Here is an 18067-nt window from a genome sequence, read left to right as displayed (position 1 = left end):
GCCCATGGGAAATCGTCGCAAGCCCAGCCCTCCGAGCCGGGCCCGCATGGCGGTCCTCACCACGGCCATGGCGGCCGGCGGCGCGGTCCTGGCCTCCGGCACCGCCCACGCCGAGCCCGGGCCCACCGTCGCCTCCGTCAAGGAGCAGGTGGACCAGCTCAACGAGCAGGCCGAGCAGGCGATCGAGCGCTACAACGGCTTCCAGGCCAAGCAGCAGAAGCTGCAGAGCGACGCCAACCAGATCCAGGAGAAGGTCGTCCGGGGTCAGGAGGCGATGAACGAGCTGCGCACCCGGCTCGGTGCGGTCGCCGCCGACCAGTACCGGAGCAACGGCATAGACGCCTCGGTCCAGCTGATGCTCGACTCCGACCCGTCCGGCTACCTCGAGCGCGCGGCGGTGCAGAACCAGATCGCCGACTCCCAGGCGGCCCTGCTCAAGCAGGCCCAGGACGAGCAGCGCAAGCTCGACCAGGACCGCGCCGAGGCCACCGCGACGCTCGCCGAGCTCGACTCGGTCGGCAAGCAGCTGGCCACGCAGAAGAGCGACATCCAGACCAAGCTGGCCCAGGCCCAGGCGATGCTGAACAAGCTCAGCGCCGAGGACCGGGCCAAGATCAACGCCCAGCAGTCCGCGGAGAAGGCCAAGGCCGAGGCCAAGCAGGCCGCCGCGGCGGGCGCCGCTGACCGGGCTTCCCGCTCCGACCAGCGCGCCGACCTGAACGCCCCGGTGCCGGCCGCCGGCGGCCGGGCCGCCTCCATCATCGGGTTCGCCCAGGCCCAGCTCGGCAAGCCGTACGGCTGGTCCAAGACCGGCCCCGACAGCTTCGACTGCTCGGGCCTCACCAGCATGGCCTACCGCGCCGCGGGCGTCCGGATCTCCCGGACCTCCCAGGAGCAGTGGAAGGACGGCCCGCACGTCGACCGCGCCAACCTCCAGCCCGGCGACCTGGTCTTCTTCTACGACGACCTGCACCACGTCGGCCTGTACATCGGCGACGGCAAGATGATCCACGCGCCGCGCACCGGCAAGAACATCGAGGTGCTGCCGATCTCGGTGATGCCGTACATGGGCGCGGTGCGCCCGGCCTGACCGGCACATCCGGAGGCCCGCTCCCGCTCCGGCGGGGGCGGGCCGCCGGCGTTCCCCGGTCTGATGAGGGGTCAGAAGTCCTGCATGCAAGGAAAGTTGATACAGCTGGCAGCCCGCAGGCGAGGGTCACCGCGGGCCGCGGGACCTCACCTGTTCGAGGGCGGTGAGCAGGGCGGAGGCCTCGGCGGCGCTGATCCCGTCGACGAAGCGGAGCAGCGCGCCGGCCCGGTCGGGGGTGGTCTCCAGGGCCTGGTGCATCAGCCGGGCGGTGTACTCCTCCCGGGTGCAGGTCGGCCGGTAGACCCAGGCGCGGCCGACCTTGTCGCGGCGCAGCCAGCCCTTGGTGTGCAGGATGTCGGCGACCGTGGTGACGGTGGTGTACGCGACCGCCCGCTGCTGCCGGAGGTCGTCCACGACCTCGCGCACCGTGGCCGGGCGGTCCCAGGACCAGAGTCGGTCCATGATCTCGGCCTCCAGGTCTCCGAAGCCCCGTAGCACCGCCTGTCTCCCTCGCCGAACCCACCGCCGGCGCCCTTCGCCCGCCGGACCGCGGCCCATGGTACGGCGAGCGCCGGGCGCCCGCCCCGGGGTGACGGGGGCGGGCGCCCGGCGGGTGCGGGGCGGTGCCGAGCTGGTGTCCGAGTGGTGTCGGACCGTGTGCGACGGGTGTTCGAGCGGTGTCCGGATCCGACCGCCCGGGTTCCGGACGGTCGCCGTCCGGGCCCGGGACAGCCACCGCCCGGGCCCGGGACAGCCACCGCCCGGGCCCGGGACAGCCACCGCCCGGGCTCAGGACAGCCGTCGTCCGAGCGGGATCCGGGACTTGGTGAACAGCGCCGCGAGCAGCCCCGCGACCACCGGCAGCACCAGGACGACGACCAGCAGCTCGACCCAGGGCGCGGTGATCAGCGCCGGCTTGGCCCCGAACCCGCTGGCCCGGGACTTCAGCAGCCCGACCGCCGGTACGAACCCGTTGGCCGCGCCGAGGAGTGCTCCCAGCAGGGCGATCAGCGCGCACTGCAGGCCGGCCATGGTCCGCCGGATCCGCGGCGGCGCGCCGACGGCGGCGAGGGTGGCCTGGTCCTGCCGGGAGTCGGCGGCCGCGAGGCCGGTGGCGATCCCGGCCGCGCCGAGCACGACCAGCGCGGCGAAGCCGGTGAGCGCCAGCGAGAGCGCGTCGCTCTTGGGCTGGAAGCCGCGCTCGACGTCCAGCGTGGCGGCGCGGTCCAGCCGGGTCGCGGCCGCCTCGGCGCGCTGCTGCGCCTTGCGGTCGGGTGGGGTGGCGGGCCGCCAGACCGCGCCGGTGGACTGCGCGGAGAGCCCGAACTTCGGCAGCGCTGAGGGCAGCAGCATGCCCTGGGCGAACCGGGCGGCGAGCGGGTTGTCGACCAGCACCGCCTCGACCGGGATCTCCTGCACGTCGGGCTTGGGGATCTCGCCCGGCTGCAGCGGCGCGCCGCCCCCGCCGCGCAGCACCAGCACGGCCTTCCCGTCGGCGCCGATCAGGGTGCGGTCGAAGACCAGCAGCTTCCCCGCGGCCAGCGCCTGCTCGACGGCCGGGTCGTGGACGTCGAACAGGTTGTGCAGCACGGTGGTGTCGCCGACGGCCAGGTGCGGCTGGGTGGTGAGGGTGCGCCAGTTCACCGGGCCCTTGAGCTGGGCGGTGCTGGAGCAGTTGGGGCAGAACCGGTACACCGCCTGGGCGAGGTCGCCGCGCGGGCCGAGCCCGGTCAGCTGCTTCTCCGGTTCGGCGCGCACCTGGTCGGCCTGGGTGCCCTCGCTGTAGCTGCTGAGCTGCACGGCGCCGTACGGGGCCTGCGGCCGGTAGTCGCGCCGGTTCTCGGCGTCGGTGCTGGTGTTGTACACGCCGATGGCGACGGCGCCGGCCACCGCGGCCATCACCGCGGCCACCGCGGGGGCGGTGCGCGAGCGGTGGCGGGCGGAGTCGCGCAGCGCGAGCCGGGGCCCGAGCGGCAGCTTCCCGGCGGCCCGGCCGATCAGGGCGACCAGCATCGGGGTGCAGAGCAGCAGTCCGATCTCGGCGGACACCGAGCCGCCGAGCACGGTGAGCGTACGGGTGTCGAAGGTGCCGGCCACCGGCAGGCCGCGCTCCACGGCGGCGGCGCCGTACATGCCGACCGCGCCGCCGAGGACGACCAGCAGCAGGCCGGCCACGGTGGCCCAGCGGCTGGGCCCGCGTACGGTGTCCCGCCCGGTGAGCCCGGCGGTGACGCTGCGGCGGGCCGCCTGGAGGGCGGGGAGCGCGGCCGCGAGCAGGGCGGTGACCAGGCCGATCCCGGCGATCGCGAGCAGGTCCAGCGGGGGGAGCGCGAAGTGGCCGAAGCGTGCGCCGCCGACCCGTTCGATCTGTGTCCGGAGTGCGGCGACCAGGCCGGTTCCGAACACCACGCCGATCAGTGCCCCGGCCGCGCCGAGGACCAGGCCGCCGCCGAGCACCACCGCGCCGACGTGGGCGCGGCTGCCGCCGGCGGCGCCGAGCAGGGCGAGCTGGCGGCGCGAGCGGCGGGCGCCGACCGCGAAGGCGGGCCCGGCGAGCAGGGCGACCTCCAGCAGCGCCATGCCGGTGACGGTGGCGACGACGATCTTGGTGTTGTTGCCGGCCGCCGGGTCGCTGGAGCGGTGGGCGTCACGGTAGTAGGGGACGGCCGGGCGCGGCGGCGGGGCGAGCGCGACCGAGCGCGCGGTGACCGTGTACCCGTGCGCGTTGAACTCCTGGACCTTGGCCCAGTCGAGCGAGGCCCCCGCCGGGAGCCGGACCAGCCAGGCGGAGCGCTGGCCCGAGGCCCGCTCGGCGGCGGACTGGCCGGGGGCCGCGGCGGCGGCCATCGGGTCGAGCAACTCGCCCGGCCGGGCGATGAGTTCGACCCGTCCGAGCTCGCCCGGGTGCTCCACCACGCCGGTGATGGTGAAGGTGGTCCGCTCCAGGCCCTGGACGGTGGTGGTGCCGCCGACCTTGAGCCCGGCGTGGTCCAGGAAGGTCCGGGTGGCGGCGATCTCGTGCGCGGCGCTCGGGGCGCGGCCCTCGACCAGGTCGAGCCGGCCGTGCCAGATCGGGTCGGCGAGGTTCGCCTCGGTGGTGAGGGTGCGGACCAGGCCCTCGGGCGAGGTCGCGCCGGTCTCCGGCCCGGGCCGGGCCGGGGTGAGCGCGCTGCCGGGCGGCAGCAGCGCGCCGACCAGGGTGAGGGGGTCGGTGCTCGCGCCCTTCAGCTGCTCGGCGGTCGGCTGCTGGTCCGGGCGGGACTCGGCGACGAAGGCGCCGTCCTCGGCGACGGGGGCCTGTTCGACGGTGCGGCCCGGGTTGAGCGCGGTGACCAGGGCGTCCGCGCCGCCGACCACCCGTTCGACCCGTTCGGCCGGGGTGAGCTGGCCGCTGCGGTGGACCACGTCGGCGCCGGTGACGCCGAGTACGGGCAGGGCGATCATGGCGACGATCAGGGCGCTGCGGCCCTTGGCCCGGAGCGCGTCGCGGCGGGCGATGCGCAGGGCGACCTTCCAGGCTCCGATCCTCAACGCGTCACCTCGCCCGTCGAGTTGGGGCGGTGGACGGCCGCCGGGCAGGTGGCGGAGCGGTAGCCGGGGCTCTCCGAGGCGACCGCGCCGTCCCGGAGGTGGATGATCCGGTCCGCCCAACTGGCGTGCGAGGCCTCGTGGGTGACCATCATGGCGGCCGCGCCGGCGTCGCAGCGGGCGCGCAGCACGCCGAGCACGGCGTCACCGGTGGCGGAGTCGAGCGCCCCGGTGGGCTCGTCGGCGAGCACCAGCCGCCGCTCGCCGATCAGGGCGCGGGCGATGGCGACGCGCTGCTGCTGGCCGCCGGACATGTCGTCGGGGAAGCGGTCGGCGAGTTCGCCGATCCCGAGCTCCTCCAGGGCGGCCAGCGCCTCCCGGCGGGCCCGGCGGCCGGAGACTCCGTCGAGTTCGCGCGGCAGGGCGATGTTCTCGGCGGCGGTGAGCGCCGGGATCAGGTTGTAGTCCTGGAAGACGTACCCGATGGAGCGTCGCCGCAGGTCGGCGAGCTTGCCCCGGCTGAGGCCGCCGAGCGGCACGCCCTCCACCAGGACCTCGCCGTCGCTGGGCTGGTCGAGTCCGCCGGCCAGGGTCAGCAGGGTGGACTTCCCGGAGCCGGACGGCCCCATCACGGCGACGAACTCGCCCGGGTGGACGGCCAGGTCGATGCCGCGCAGGGCGTGCACCTCGGCGGCGCCCCGCCCGTGGACACGGGTGACGTCGGCCAGGCGCAGGACGGGCGCGGGTCGGGTCGGATCGGCGTGGGACACACTTCCCCCTCGTGGGCTGCTCAACTGCATATGTCGGTGAACTATATATGCCGGAGAGAGAAGCTCAAGTGCGGGGCCGGTTTGGTCAAAGTTCTACAAAGCTGTCGAAGTTCGGTCCGGAAGTCGGACCGGGGCGTTCGAAAGGGGTCTATGCTTGGTGAGGTTTCAAGAGGCACCTCGTTCGGTGAGGCGTCTTCACGGACACAGGCCACTGACCCGACGACGTCGAGAGACGCCCAGGTTCAGGACAGGTCTTCCCGGATTAAGGGTTGATCCCAAGTGGCTTCCGGCCGGTCGGTCGGACACGCCGTGGAGTGCCAAAGCTCTGACGAGTTGGGGTGTGCCGGTCCCGTGCGGGCCGGTGTGCTCCTTGCCGTGTCGCGATGCGGCGCACAGACGGTGCGCCCCCGGCCGGGAGGAGGTGAGAGACATGGACTGCAGTAGTCCGGGCCACAGTCGCCCCTACTCCCGCATGCTCTCGATCACCTCCGGCACGCGGTAACAACCTCCCCTGCGCGTCCACCAGGCGCTTCACCCCGGGCTCAACCGTGCCCGGACGCAAGCCGCCTGACGCACCGTCATGCCCGTAAGGCCGCCGCCACCCGGCGCCGCCGTACGGTCCGGTGCCGTGCGCCCGCAGGAGGGTCGCCGCCGCGTGCCCCCTGACGCCCCCTCAAGGAAGGGGGCAGGGAGGCCCTGCCATGACCAACGCCACGCTGGACCCGAAGGTCCCCGCCACGCCCGCCGCCACCGCCGTACTCGACGACGCCCACGTCGGCGACATCCGGGGCGCGCTCGGCACCATCCGCCTCGACGACACCGCCCCCCGCCACGGCCTGTCGGCCCGGCTGAAGACCCTGCTCGCCGTCGTCGGCCCGGGGCTGATCGTGATGGTCGGCGACAACGACGCCGGCGCCTTCTCCACCTACGGGCAGGCCGGGCAGAACTACGGCACCCAGCTGCTGTGGACCCTGCTGATGCTGGTCCCGGTGCTGTACGTCAACCAGGAGATGGTGCTGCGCCTCGGCGCCGTCACCGGCGTCGGCCACGCCCGGCTGATCCTCGAACGCTTCGGCCGGTTCTGGGGCGCGTTCAGCGTGATCGACCTGTTCCTGCTCAACGCGCTCACCCTGGTCACCGAGTTCATCGGCGTCACCCTCGCCGCCGGCTACCTCGGACTGCCCAAGGCCGCCGCCGTGGTGCTCGCCGCCGCCGTCATCATCGCCTCGGCGTTCACCGGCTCCTTCCGGCGCTTCGAGCGCGTCGCGGTGGCCCTCTGCGCGGGATCGCTGCTGCTGGTGCCGGTCTACTTCCTGGTCCACCCGAAGACCTCCCAGATGGCCCACGACTTCGTGACCCCGACCATGCCCGGCGGCACCGGCGGACTGGCCGCCGTGATGCTGGTGATCATCTCGATCGTCGGCACCACCGTCGCCCCCTGGCAGCTCTTCTTCCAGCAGTCGTACGTCATCGACAAGCGCATCACCCCGCGCTTCATGACCTACGAGAAGGTCGACCTGTGGATCGGCATCGTGATCGTGATCGTCGGCGCCGCGGCGCTGATCGGGCTCACCACGGCCGCCTTCGCCGGCACCGACGGCTTCGGCCAGTTCTCCGACGCGGGCGCCGTGGCCCGGGGCATCGAGGCCAAGGCCGGCCACCTCGCGGGCGTGCTGTTCGCGATAGCGCTGCTGGACGCCTCCGTCATCGGCGCGTTCGCCGTCTCCCTCTCCACCGCCTACGCCATCGGCGACGTCTTCGGCATCAAGCACTCGCTGCACCGCGGGGTCAAGGGCGCCAAGGGCTTCTACGCCGTCTACGCCGGCCTCGTGGTCGTCGCGGCCGCGATCACCCTGCTGTCGACGGACGCCATGCAGGGCCTGATGACCCAGTTCGTCCAGGTGCTGGCCGGAGTCCTGCTGCCCTCGGCGACCGTCTTCCTGCTCCTGCTCTGCAACGACCGCGCCGTGCTCGGCCCCTGGGTCAACGGCCCCAGGACCAACGCCTTCACCTCCGCCGTCGTCGGCGTCCTGGTGACGCTGTCGATGATCCTCACCGCCGCCGTGGTCTGGCCGGACATCAGCTCCGGGGCGATCCTGTGGATCATGACCGGCTGCGGCGTCACCGGCGTCCTCGCCGCCGGCTACGCCTTCACCACCGGCCGCACCGCCACCAAGGAGGACCCCGTCGACCGCAGCGGCCGCCGGGACTGGCGGATGCCCCCGCTGGAGACCCTCCCCGCGCCCACCATGTCCACCACCCGCAAGGTCGGCATGGCCGCCCTGCGCGCCTACCTGCTCATCGCCATGGCGATGGTCATCATCAAGGTCGTCCAGACCGCGCTGAACCACTGACCCCCCGACCGCAGCCCGTACGGGCGGGTCGCGGACAGCGTCCCGCCACCCGCCCGTGCCCCCACCCAGTGAAGGAGGTGCCGTCGTGCACACCCTGACCACCGTCGAGTTCCTGGTCCGGCTCGCCACCGGCGTCGCCTGCGGCGCGCTGATCGGCGTCGAGCGCCAGTGGCGGGCCCGGATGGCCGGCCTGCGCACCAACGCCCTGGTCGCGGCCGGTGCCACCCTGTTCGTCCTCTACAGCGAGGCCGTCGGCGACACCGGCAGCCCCACCCGGGTCGCCTCCTACGTCGTCTCCGGCATCGGCTTCCTCGGCGGCGGCGTCATCCTGCGCGACGGCGCCGGCATCCGCGGCCTCAACACCGCCGCCACCCTGTGGTGTTCGGCCGCCGTCGGAGTGCTGGCCGCCGCCGGCAAGCTGGACCTCGCCGTCCTCGGCACCCTCATGGTGCTCGGCGTCCACCTGGTGCTGCGCCCGGCCGGGCGGCTGCTCGACCGGGCCCCGCAGGCCGGCAGCGACCCGGACTCCACCTGCCGCGCCACCGTCCACCTGGAGTGCGACCGCAAGTCCGAGACCCACATCCGGGCCCTGCTGCTCCAGGCCCTCGCCGGCTCCGGCCTCGCCCCCACCGGTCTGCGCGCCCGCCGCTCCGAGCAGGGCGACCTCACCAGCCTGCGGGCCACCGTGGCCATCACCGGCCAGGTCACCCCGGCGCTCGAACAGGTCGTCTCCCGGCTGTCGTTGGAGCCCGGTGTCCGCGACCTGCACTGGCACCTGGAGGAGGAACCGGATGACCCGGGCAGCGCCGCGCTCGCCTGACGGAGGAGACCCGAGTCCATGGCACGGAAGGACCGTCTCACGAACCGCCCGGGAGGACCGATGCTGACCCACGACCCCGAGCACGGGCCGCTGGTACCGATGCTGCTGGTGCTGACCGTCGTCACCGGAGTGGTGGACGCGGTCAGCTACCTCGAACTCGGCCACGTCTTCGTCGCCAACATGACCGGCAACGTGGTGTTCCTCGGCTTCGCCCTGGCCGGCGCGGCCAACCTCTCCGCCACCGCCTCGCTCACCGCCCTCGCCGCCTTCCTGCTCGGCGCCCTGGCCGGCGGCCACCTCGCCCGCCGCCTGCCCGGCCACCGGGGCCGGCTGCTGACCGTGGCCGTCGGCGGCCAGGCGGCGCTCGTGGCGGCGAGCACCGTCCTGGCGGCGGCCGTCGGCCACACCGCGGACCCGGTCCGCTACACCCTGATCGGGCTGCTCGGCTTCGCCATGGGCGGCCAGAACGCCGTGGTCCGCGCGCTCAAGGTCCCCGACCTCACCACCACCGTGCTCACCATGACCATCACCGCCCTCGCCGCCGACCGCACCGGCCCCCGCCGGCTCGCCTCCGCGGTCTGGATGTTCGCCGGGGCCCTCCTCGGCGCCCTCCTCGTGCTCCACGCCGACGTCCCCACCGCCCTGGCGCTGGCCCTCGTCCTCCTCCTCGCCGTCGGCGCCCTCACCCATCTCGCTGCCAGGCCGACACCCGCCCCGGCGTGGGCCCGGCCGCGCTGAACCCGCGCTGTCGGCGCCCTCACCCACCTCGCCGCCGGGCCGACACCCGCCTCCGCTGAACCCGCGCCGCGCCGCTCACCTGGGGCGTCTCCCGGACGGGTGGCGCGGCGGGCGGCGCTCAGTCCTCGCGGCGGTGGCCCGCGCGGCCGCTCCAGCGGGGCTCCAGGCGGGCCCAGTCGTCGGTCCAGGCGGTGTCGGCGCGGCGGTCGAGGGCCTGGAGGCGCAGGCGGAGCAGGAGGACGACCAGGGCGAGCAGCGTGAGCAGGGCGCCGAGGCCGGTGCAGGCGGCCGAGACGGCGAGGGCGAGGGGATCGAGCGGGGGAGGGGTGGCGTCGCCGGCCGGGTCGATCCAGACCGGGACGGTGCTGCCGGTGACCGCCGAGCGCGGGGCCTGCACGGTGCCGGAGCGCGGGGTGCCGTCCTCGGCCGTCCAGGTGACCTCGACGTCGATCCGGTCGTGGTAGCCGCCGGTGAAGCGGCCGCCGCCGGCGGCGGGGCGCTCCGGCGTGCCGCCGACCACCGCGTCGACCTGGTGCAGCCGGGCGCGTTCCGCCGACGCCCGGGTCGCGGTACCGCGGTAGAGGAGGAGCGAGCCGCCCGTGGAGAGGGCGACGACGAGCACCGCGGCGAGCACGGCGAACAGCCAGGCCCGGGCCCGGGCGCGGTCCACCGGACGGGCGAGCGGCTCGTGCCGGGCACCGAGGGCCCGCCGCAGCTGACGGCCGGTTCGCCGCGGGAGCGACGCGGGCCGGGCCGGGCGAGGTGTGCTGGACACGTCGATGGCTCCTCAGGGGCGCGGTGGCGTACGGCGGTTACGGCGGTTCGCCACCAATTTCCACCCGACGGCCCCTCGCGCACAAGAGTGGTGCGCGCCCGTAGCACCGCCATCGCATCGCCCCTGCAGCCGGGCGGGCCGTCAGTGCACCGCCCCCGCAGCCGGGACGTTCGGCCCGCGGCCGGGACGTTCGGCCCTCGGCAGGGGTGCCCTCGTCGGGGCAGGCTGGGGACGCGGCGGCGCCCCCCGTGCCTGGGTGCGGCCGTTGGCCCGGTCGACCGTGGGGGTGCCGGGCCGAGGTGCGGGCAGGGGGTGGTCGTGGGGCCACCCCCTGCTTTCCGCCTCTTCCCTGTGTCGCGGGGTCTTCGGCGCCCGACCTCAGCGGGTGACGGGGTAGCCGTGCGTCCCGCTGCGCCGTACGCCGTCCAGCCCCGGCAGCCAGCTGCCGAGGACCAGGGCGGACGGGTAGAACATCGGCTCCGGCAGCTCGTCCACCGCGAAGCGCTCCCAGCCGGCGCAGGCGTGCGGCTCGGTGACCACGGCCTCGGCCAGGCTGGGCGGCGCGAGGACGGCGGCGGTCAGCCGCGGCCGGCCGAGCTCGTGGTCCAGGTGGACGGCGAGCACCCGCATCTCCTCGGCGGGCAGCACGATGCCGGTCTCCTCGGCGAGTTCGCGGGCCGCCGTCCCTTCGAAGGACTCGCCCGGGTCGACCTTGCCGCCCGGCAGGCTCCAGGTGGGCGGCTCACCGGCGGTGGTGCGCCGGCCGATCAGCACCCGGCCGTCCCCGGTGGGCACGATGATCCCGGCGCCGAGCATCGGTGCGGTGCTGGCGGGTGCGGTGCTCCCGGCCTGCGGTGCGGTGGTCAACTCGGGCTCTCCTTCGGGTGGTTACCAGTTGGCGCGCTCGTAGTCCTTGAGGAAGCAGCCGAACAGGTCCTCGCCCTGCTCGCCGCGCACGATCGGGTCGTACACCCGGGCGGCGCCGTCGACCAGGTCGAGCGGGGCGTGGAAGCCCTCCTCGGCGAGGCGCATCTTGTCCGGGTGCGGCCGCTCGTCGGTGATCCAGCCGGTGTCGACGGCGGTCATCAGGATGCCGTCGCTCTCGAACATCTCCTGCGCGCTGGTGCGGGTGAGCATGTTGAGCGCGGCCTTGGCCATGTTGGTGTGCGGGTGGCCGGCGCCCTTGTAGCCGCGGGCGAAAACGCCCTCCATCGCGGACACGTTGACGACGTACTTGCGGCGCGACGCGGAGGCGGCCATCGCCGGGCGCAGCCGGCTGATCAGGATGAACGGCGCGGTGGAGTTGCAGAGCTGCACCTCCAGCAGCTCGACCGGGCCGACCTCGCTGACGGTCTGCACCCAGCTGTTGGTGTCCGCGAGGTCGGGCACCAGGCCGCCGGCGTCGATCGCGGTGCCCGCCTCGATCCGGGCGGGGGTGGCGGAGCCGGTGACCAGGGCGAGCGAGGTGACGTCCTCGGCGGCCAGCCGCTGCTCGCCGCCGCTCGCCTGGTGGGGGAGCTCGGGCAGGGCGACGCCGCCGCTGCCGAAGCGGCCGATCGTGGTGGCCTGCGGCAGTTCACCGGCGGGAAGCGGCGCGGACTCGGCGTTGAGCAGCTCGCGGTAGGACTCCGGCGGGCGGCGCACGGTCTGCGCGGCGTTGTTGATCAGGATGTCCAGCGGACCGTCGGCGGCGACCTCGTCGGCGAGGGCCATCACCTGGGCGGGGTCGCGCAGGTCGATGCCGATGATCTTGAGGCGGTGGATCCACTCGGCGCTGTCCGGCATCGCCGTGAAGCGGCGGATCGCGTCGTTGGGGAAGCGGGTGGTGATGGTGGTGTGGGCGCCGTCGCGCAGCAGCATCAGCGCGATGTACATCCCGATCTTGGCGCGGCCGCCGGTGAGCAGCGCGCGCTTGCCGGTGAGGTCGGCGCGGGCGTCCCGGCGGGACCGGTTGAGCACCGCGCACTTCTGGCAGAGGTTGTGGTAGAACGCGTCGACCTCGACGTACCGCTGCTTGCAGGTGTAGCAGGAGCGCGGCCGCTCCAGGATCCCGGCGATCTCGGTGGTCGTGACGGTGGTCAGGCCGAAGGCGCCGGCCGTCTCGTCGTCGATCCGGGTGGGCGCGCCGGTGGCGGTCCGGGCGGTGACCGCGCGGTCGTTGGCGGTCTTGCGGGCCCGGGTCTCCTGGCGGCGGCGCTGCTTGAGGGTCCGGAATATGCCGCCCACGGCCTGGCGGACGGTGATCGCGTCCGGGTGGTCGACGTGCAGCTCGTCGAGCTCGGCGATCACCTCCAGGCAGAGCCTCAGTCGCTCCGGGTCGAGGCCGGGGCCGTAGTCGATCTCCTCCTCGGTGTCCTCGACCCGGTCCTGCTCGATGTCCGTCTGCCCGATGCCCACGCGTGCTGCCGCTTTCCGGTTCGCCTCACCCATTACCGCGTGAATGCTACGGGAGTGGCCCCGGCCGGGGCGAAAGGCGGACGTCGGAGGGGGTCTTTGGATGATCCTCCATGTCTACGCGCGAAGCTTTGATCACGGTTTGTGTACAGCGCCAGCAATGTTCTCCCAACTGGCTTTTGCTCCTACCGTCACGGAGAATCGAACGCTGGGTGCAGGGCGCCCGAGTGCGCCCCGGCGGCATCGCCGCACCCGCACCCGAGGTGTAATTTCTCCCAGCCAGAGAGCCCCCCTTCATGCGCTTCCTGAACGACCTCAAGCCTTCGTACGACCTCACGTACGACGACGTCTTCATGGTCCCCAGCCGTTCCGCCGTGGGCTCCCGGCAGGGTGTGGACCTCGCCTCGAACGACGGCACCGGCACCACCATCCCGCTGGTCGTGGCCAACATGACCGCCATCGCCGGCCGCCGGATGGCCGAGACCGTCGCCCGCCGCGGCGGCCTGGTCGCCATCCCGCAGGACATCCCCACCGAGGTCATCGCCGAGGTCATCTCCTGGGTCAAGGGGCGCCACCTGGTCTTCGACACCCCGATCACCCTCGCCCCCGGCGCCACCGTCGCCGAGGCGCTCTCGCTGCTGCCCAAGCGCGCGCACGGCGCCCTCGTGGTCGTGGAGGACGGCAAGCCGGTCGGCGTGGTCACCGACTCCGACTGCCAGGGCGTGGACCGCTTCACCAGCCTGGCCGACATCATGTCCCGCGACCTGCTGCTGCTCGACGAGTCCATCGACCCGCGCGCCGCCTTCGAGAAGCTCACCGAGGGGCACCGCAAGCTCGCCCCCGTGGTCGACGGCGAGGGCCGCCTGGTCGGCATCCTCACCCGCAAGGGCGCGCTGCGCGCCACCCTGTACACCCCGGCCGTGGACGCGAACGGCAAGCTGCGGATCGCCGCCACCGTCGGCATCAACGGCGACGTCGCGGGCAAGGCCAAGGCCCTGATCGAGGCCGGCGCCGACGTGCTGGTGGTGGACACCGCGCACGGCCACCAGGAGTCGATGATCAGCGCGCTGCGCGCGGTGCGCGGCCTGGACCCGCAGATCCCGATCGTGGCCGGCAACGTGGTCTCCGCCGCCGGTGTCCGCGACCTGGTCGAGGCGGGCGCCGACATCCTCAAGGTCGGTGTCGGCCCGGGCGCCATGTGCACCACTCGGATGATGACCGGCGTCGGCAGGCCGCAGTTCTCCGCGGTCCTGGAGTGCGCCGCCGAGGCGCGCCGGCTCGGCAAGCACGTGTGGGCCGACGGCGGCGTCCGGCACCCGCGCGACGTCGCCATGGCGCTGGCCGCCGGCGCCTCCAACGTGATGATCGGCTCCTGGTTCGCCGGGACCTACGAGTCCCCGGGCGACCTGCAGACCGCCGCCGACGGCCGCCAGTACAAGGAGAGCTTCGGCATGGCCTCGGCCCGCGCCGTCAGCAACCGCACCGCCCAGGACTCCTCGTACGACCGGGCCCGCAAGGCGCTGTTCGAGGAGGGCATCTCGCACTCCCGGATGTTCATCGACCCGGCCCGCCCGGGCGTCGAGGACCTGATCGACTCGATCATCGCGGGTGTCCGCAGCTCCTGCACCTACGCGGGCGCCAACAGCCTGGAGGAGTTCCAGGAGAAGGCGATCGTGGGCATCCAGAGCGCGGCCGGCTACGCCGAGGGCAAGCCGCTGCACTCCAGCTGGGCCTGATCGGGCCGGGCCTGATCGCCCGCGAGCGCACCGCCGGACGTCTCATCGGGTGTCCCGGCGGATCCACCGGCCGGCCGGTTCCTCGTCCCGGGGAGCCGGCCGGCCGGTGCCGTGCCGGGGGTGTCGCGGCGGGTGGGGGCGGGGTCTCCGGAGCGTGCGACCCGTGCGTCGCGCGTGCCGCGTGCATCCCGTGCAGCCCGTGCGTCGTGCGCGTCCTGTGCGTCCGGTCCGGCGTGCGGCCCGAGCGGGAGCAGCAGGGCGCGGCCGAGCAGCCCGACCGAGCCGGCCAGCGCGGCGGCGAAGGCCCGGGCCGCGCCCGGCAGGTGCCGCAGCTCCCAGAGCGCGCCCACGGCGCTCCACGCCCGCTCGCGGGCGACCCCGACCGACCAGGCGCCGAGCAGGTGGGTGAACGGCTCGGCGTGCTCCAGCAGGTCGGGGCCGGGCATCAGCCGCTCCCGGACGGCCGTCTCCACCTCGGCCAGCAGTCCGTTGATCCGGTGGTAGTCCTCCTCGACGTCGGCGGGCGCGCAGCCCCGGCGCCGGCAGGTGTCCACGACGGCCAGCGGCAGGTCGTGCTGGATGTGGGCGTTCATCCCGGCAAGAGCCTGCTATCACAGCGGCTCAGAACGGATACGCTGTGCCGCTGTACGTGACTGCCCGACCTGCGAAGATGCCCGATTCGACTCACGATTACGATCGTGCCATGGACCCTGTGACGCCGTACGACGGGTGCGGTAAATGCCTGCTTGGCGTGCGCCGCCTCTCGCGGATGAAGGACGCCACGTCGTCCCCGGCGCGGCAGCGCGACGAGATCCTCCGGGTTGCTGAGTCCGTCGGCGGGCACATCATCGCGTGGTCGGATGACTGGGAGGTGTCCGGGGCTACAGACCCTTTCACCCGTCCGGCCCTGGGCCCGTGGCTGCGCGGTGAGCGCGGACTGTTCAGCGGGCTCGCGGCGAGCATGGTGGACCGCCTTGGCCGAGACACGTACGAGGGGCTTCGCCTTGAGCGCGAGAATCGGGCTGCGGGCCGCTCGCTGCTCACGGGCGATCATCAGGGCTTCTGGGACATGGACGACCCGAACCAGGAGCTGGAATTCAACATGAAGCTCTTCGGGGCTCAGATCGAGCATCGCGCGATCCGGACCCGAAACCGGCAGGAGATCAAGCGGGCCCGAGCCGCTGGCGAACCACACAACAAGCCGTCGTACGGGTTCAAGTACGCGCGGCTGTCGCCCACGTCGAAGGTGGAACGCGCCGTCTTGGACCATGGTGACGCCAAGCGAGGTATCCCGGACGCTGCCGGAGTCCTGCGGGAGGTGAAGCGGCGCATCCTCGCTGACCAGACAGGGAAGATCACCGTCGCCACGGAGGCGTCCCGCCTCACCCGCGCAGGCGTCCTGTCGCCGAATGACCAGTTGCGTGCGAACTATGGCCGTGAGCCAAAGGGGACGCCCTGGTCCAACAAGAGCCTGAAGCGCATCCTCTGCAGTGAGGCCGCGTTGGGGTACCTCATGCATAGCGGTAAGCCCGTTCTCGGCAAGGACGGCCACCCCGTGCGGATCGGGCCCGCGCTGTGGGACCGCGCCACCCGGGACGCGCTGATCGCGAAGACTGCGCCCAAGCGCACAAAACAGCGGGCGCCCAAGGGAATGTACCGACAGTCCGGACTGATCAAGTGCGGGAACTGCGACCATGCGCTGATCGTCAGCGGCTCGGGCGGAAGCAGGGGCAAGGCATGGAACCGTACCTACGCCTGTACAGCGAAGTTCCGGGGGCTGCCAGGAGCAGAGAACTGCAAGCCCGCGCCGTCCATCCACGTGGCGAAGGCCGACGCCGAAATGGAGGCGTGGTTCCTGGGTCGGTTCGGTCCCGCCGAGTACGTGGAACGGGTCTACGACCCCGGTACGGGCCTTGCCTCTCGAATTGCAGATCTGAAGGCCGACCGTGCCCGGCTCCGGGACGACCGCAAGGCGGGCTTGTACGACGAACCGGACGACGCCGAGTGGTATCGCACCGAATATGCCCGGATGGGAGAGGAATTGAAGGAGCTCAAGGCGCTGCCGGATCGACCGGCCGGGTGGCGCAGGGTCCGCACCGGCAGGACCGTGGCGGCCGACTGGGCGGCAGCGCCGGACGAAGCCGCGCGCCGCGAACTGCTCGATTCCTTCGGAGTGTCAGCGGTGCTGTACCCGAGCACTGTAGAGCGCCGTTACGTGATCACCGCGAACCCAGAGGTGTGGACCCTGGCTGAAGTCCTGTCCAATCCGGCGCCCGCTTTGGGGGCGCCTCCGCGTAGCTCGACCAATGGTCGATGAAACTGTCTGACCGGCCGACGACGCAGCCTGCTGCTGGCCAAGCGCGCTGACCTGTTGATGACCCGCGCCCTCGCCCGTGTACTCCATCGCTCTGTGATCAGGTGCTGACACGCACGTCGCGGTGACCTGCTGCTTGTCGTCTCGGCTGCTCCCGCCCGTTCTCCGGGCCACGGGACGACGGCGCCTTCTGCCGGGCCGATATCGATCGGTACGCTGTGCGGGTGATTCGTCAGTGTCCACACTGCTCGGCAGAGCCTTCTGAGGCGGGTGAGACGCTCACGTCAATCGCGTTCGTGTCGGCACTGTGGAACCCGGGGGGAAGCTGGTGACAGGTACCGTCCTGCCGCAGCAGATCGGCCCGTACGCCGTCGAGCGGTGTCTCGGCACCGGAGGCATGGGGGCGGTGTACCTGGCGTACTCCGTCGCGGGCGACCCGGTCGCGGTCAAGGTCATCAGGCCCGACAAGATCGATCCGCATTCCCGGGCCCGCTTCGAGCGGGAGGCGGAGATAGCGCGCACCATCTCGGGTACGGGCCGGGTGGCGCGCTTCCTCGACGCGGATCCGCTCGCTGAGCAGCCGTGGCTGGCCATGGACTACGTTCCTGGCCGCCCGCTCACCGAGGTCGTGAAGGAGCAGGGCCCGCTGCCGGCACCACTGGTGGCGAGTGTGGGCGCACTGCTCGCCGAGGGGCTGGCCGCGGTGCACGGGGCAGGTCTGCTCCATCGGGACCTCAAGGCGTCCAACGTCATTCTGGGCGACTTTGGCCCGGTGATCATCGACTTCGGTCTCGGCGCCTTCCTGGAGGCGTCGAAGGGCTCCATGAGCCAGCCCGGAACCGTGCTCGGCACGGTCCGCTGCATGCCGCCCGAGCAGGCGCGCGGCGAGACCGAGGTGACGGGAGCGGCGGACGTGTACGGGCTGGGAACGGTCCTCCTGCACGCCGCCACGGGCCACGCACCCTACGACGGTGTGCGGTGGGAGGCGATCGCGGTGCAGGTGGTGAGCCCGGACGTCGGGCCCGACCTGTCCGGACTGCCGGAGCAGCTCACCCCGCTGCTGACCTCGATGCTCGCGTACGAGCCGGGCGACCGTCCCACCCTGGACCAGGTGACCAGGCATTGCGCCGACCTGCTGCGGGAACTGGGCACCAGCCCGGCTCGAGCCCGCCACGCGCTGATCCAGCAGACCAGGCTGGCCGACGGCGCGCCGGTGGCCCTCCCGCAACCGGACGCCCTGATGCTGGACCGCCTAGAGGCCCTCGACAAGCTGTTGCGGGAGCAGCCGGAGGCCGTGCCCGGGGCCGAGGGCGACTCCGCGCCCGCCGAGGAGGGCAGCCCCGCCGCGGGTGACCTCCCTGTCGGACCGACACCCGCACCGGCAGGCCCGCTCACGGAACCCCGGCCCCCCGCCGCGCGCCCCGGCCGTCCGCCCGCGTCCCGGCGGGTGGCTGACGAACTGCGCAAGCGGTACGCGGCCCGTGGGCAGCTGACCTGGTCCGAGCGCCAGAAGCTCTGAGCGCCTCGCCCCGTCCCGACCGCTTGCGG

General features: G+C 73.2%; 14 protein-coding genes and 1 riboswitch. Of the genes, 7 read left to right on the top strand and 7 right to left on the bottom strand.

What is annotated here, in order from left to right; translation table 11 throughout:
* Positions 1-4 precede the first annotated feature (4 nt).
* Positions 5-1090 carry a C40 family peptidase gene (locus tag ACYP53_RS27095; RefSeq protein WP_459649331.1) on the top strand — a complete coding sequence of 362 codons (1086 nt, stop codon included), beginning with the start codon at positions 5-7 and terminating at the stop codon, positions 1088-1090.
* Between the two features lie 126 nt (positions 1091-1216).
* On the opposite strand, the gene ACYP53_RS27090 is transcribed toward ACYP53_RS27095, so the two are convergent.
* The 3 genes from ACYP53_RS27090 to ACYP53_RS27080 all read right to left on the bottom strand — a co-directional run bounded on the left by ACYP53_RS27090 (position 1217) and on the right by ACYP53_RS27080 (position 5418).
* A complete protein-coding gene (locus ACYP53_RS27090) occupies positions 1217-1588 on the bottom strand; it encodes a BlaI/MecI/CopY family transcriptional regulator (protein ID WP_459649330.1) in 372 nt (123 codons plus the stop codon).
* A gap of 291 nt (positions 1589-1879) precedes the next feature.
* Positions 1880-4621: an FtsX-like permease family protein gene (locus tag ACYP53_RS27085; RefSeq protein ID WP_459649329.1), complete on the bottom strand. Its 2742-nt coding sequence runs from the start codon at positions 4619-4621 to the stop codon at positions 1880-1882.
* Positions 4618-5418 (bottom strand): ABC transporter ATP-binding protein, encoded by an 801-nt coding sequence (locus tag ACYP53_RS27080; RefSeq protein ID WP_459649328.1) that lies wholly within the window; start codon positions 5416-5418, stop codon positions 4618-4620. The genes ACYP53_RS27085 and ACYP53_RS27080 overlap by 4 nt, the downstream gene beginning before the upstream one ends.
* Positions 5419-5557: 139 nt before the next feature.
* A riboswitch (M-box (ykoK) riboswitch) is annotated at positions 5558-5733 on the top strand.
* 356 nt (positions 5734-6089) lie between these two features.
* Between ACYP53_RS27080 and ACYP53_RS27075 the strand changes: the two genes are divergently transcribed.
* The 3 genes from ACYP53_RS27075 to ACYP53_RS27065 all read left to right on the top strand — a co-directional run bounded on the left by ACYP53_RS27075 (position 6090) and on the right by ACYP53_RS27065 (position 9300).
* Positions 6090-7742, top strand: a complete 1653-nt coding sequence (locus tag ACYP53_RS27075; protein ID WP_459649327.1) for an NRAMP family divalent metal transporter — start codon at positions 6090-6092, stop codon at positions 7740-7742.
* An 85-nt stretch (positions 7743-7827) separates the two neighbouring features.
* Complete coding sequence (locus tag ACYP53_RS27070; RefSeq protein ID WP_189917129.1) at positions 7828-8562, top strand: MgtC/SapB family protein; 735 nt, start codon at positions 7828-7830, stop codon at positions 8560-8562.
* A gap of 60 nt (positions 8563-8622) precedes the next feature.
* Positions 8623-9300 (top strand): YoaK family protein, encoded by a 678-nt coding sequence (locus tag ACYP53_RS27065; protein WP_459649326.1) that lies wholly within the window; start codon positions 8623-8625, stop codon positions 9298-9300.
* Positions 9301-9418: 118 nt separating this feature from the next.
* On the opposite strand, the gene ACYP53_RS27060 is transcribed toward ACYP53_RS27065, so the two are convergent.
* The 3 genes from ACYP53_RS27060 to ACYP53_RS27050 form a co-directional block, all read right to left on the bottom strand.
* Entirely contained in the window at positions 9419-10075 is a 657-nt protein-coding gene (locus tag ACYP53_RS27060; RefSeq protein ID WP_189917133.1) for an Rv1733c family protein, read from the bottom strand.
* Positions 10076-10453: 378 nt separating this feature from the next.
* Positions 10454-10942, bottom strand: coding sequence for a nucleotide triphosphate diphosphatase NUDT15 (locus tag ACYP53_RS27055; RefSeq protein WP_189917135.1), 489 nt, complete (start codon positions 10940-10942; stop codon positions 10454-10456).
* 21 nt (positions 10943-10963) lie between these two features.
* Positions 10964-12451: an SDR family NAD(P)-dependent oxidoreductase gene (locus ACYP53_RS27050; RefSeq protein ID WP_459649838.1), complete on the bottom strand. Its 1488-nt coding sequence runs from the start codon at positions 12449-12451 to the stop codon at positions 10964-10966.
* Between the two features lie 314 nt (positions 12452-12765).
* On the opposite strand from ACYP53_RS27050, the gene ACYP53_RS27045 reads away from it, so the two are divergent.
* Positions 12766-14205 (top strand): GuaB1 family IMP dehydrogenase-related protein, encoded by a 1440-nt coding sequence (locus tag ACYP53_RS27045; protein ID WP_189917139.1) that lies wholly within the window; start codon positions 12766-12768, stop codon positions 14203-14205.
* On the opposite strand, the gene ACYP53_RS27040 is transcribed toward ACYP53_RS27045, so the two are convergent.
* Positions 14166-14798, bottom strand: coding sequence for a DUF5995 family protein (locus ACYP53_RS27040; protein WP_459649325.1), 633 nt, complete (start codon positions 14796-14798; stop codon positions 14166-14168). The genes ACYP53_RS27045 and ACYP53_RS27040 overlap by 40 nt on opposite strands.
* A gap of 110 nt (positions 14799-14908) precedes the next feature.
* Between ACYP53_RS27040 and ACYP53_RS27035 the strand changes: the two genes are divergently transcribed.
* Together ACYP53_RS27035 and ACYP53_RS27030 are read left to right on the top strand one after the other, a co-directional pair.
* Positions 14909-16522 (top strand): recombinase family protein, encoded by a 1614-nt coding sequence (locus ACYP53_RS27035; protein WP_459649324.1) that lies wholly within the window; start codon positions 14909-14911, stop codon positions 16520-16522.
* Between the two features lie 325 nt (positions 16523-16847).
* Entirely contained in the window at positions 16848-18038 is a 1191-nt protein-coding gene (locus ACYP53_RS27030) for a serine/threonine-protein kinase (protein WP_459649323.1), read from the top strand.
* The last annotated feature ends 29 nt before the right edge of the window (positions 18039-18067 follow it).

Source organism: Kitasatospora sp. Ki12 (assembly GCF_054601375.1).
The sequence above is the reverse complement of the archived record's forward strand: the minus strand, read 5'-3'. Positions and strand labels throughout refer to the sequence as shown.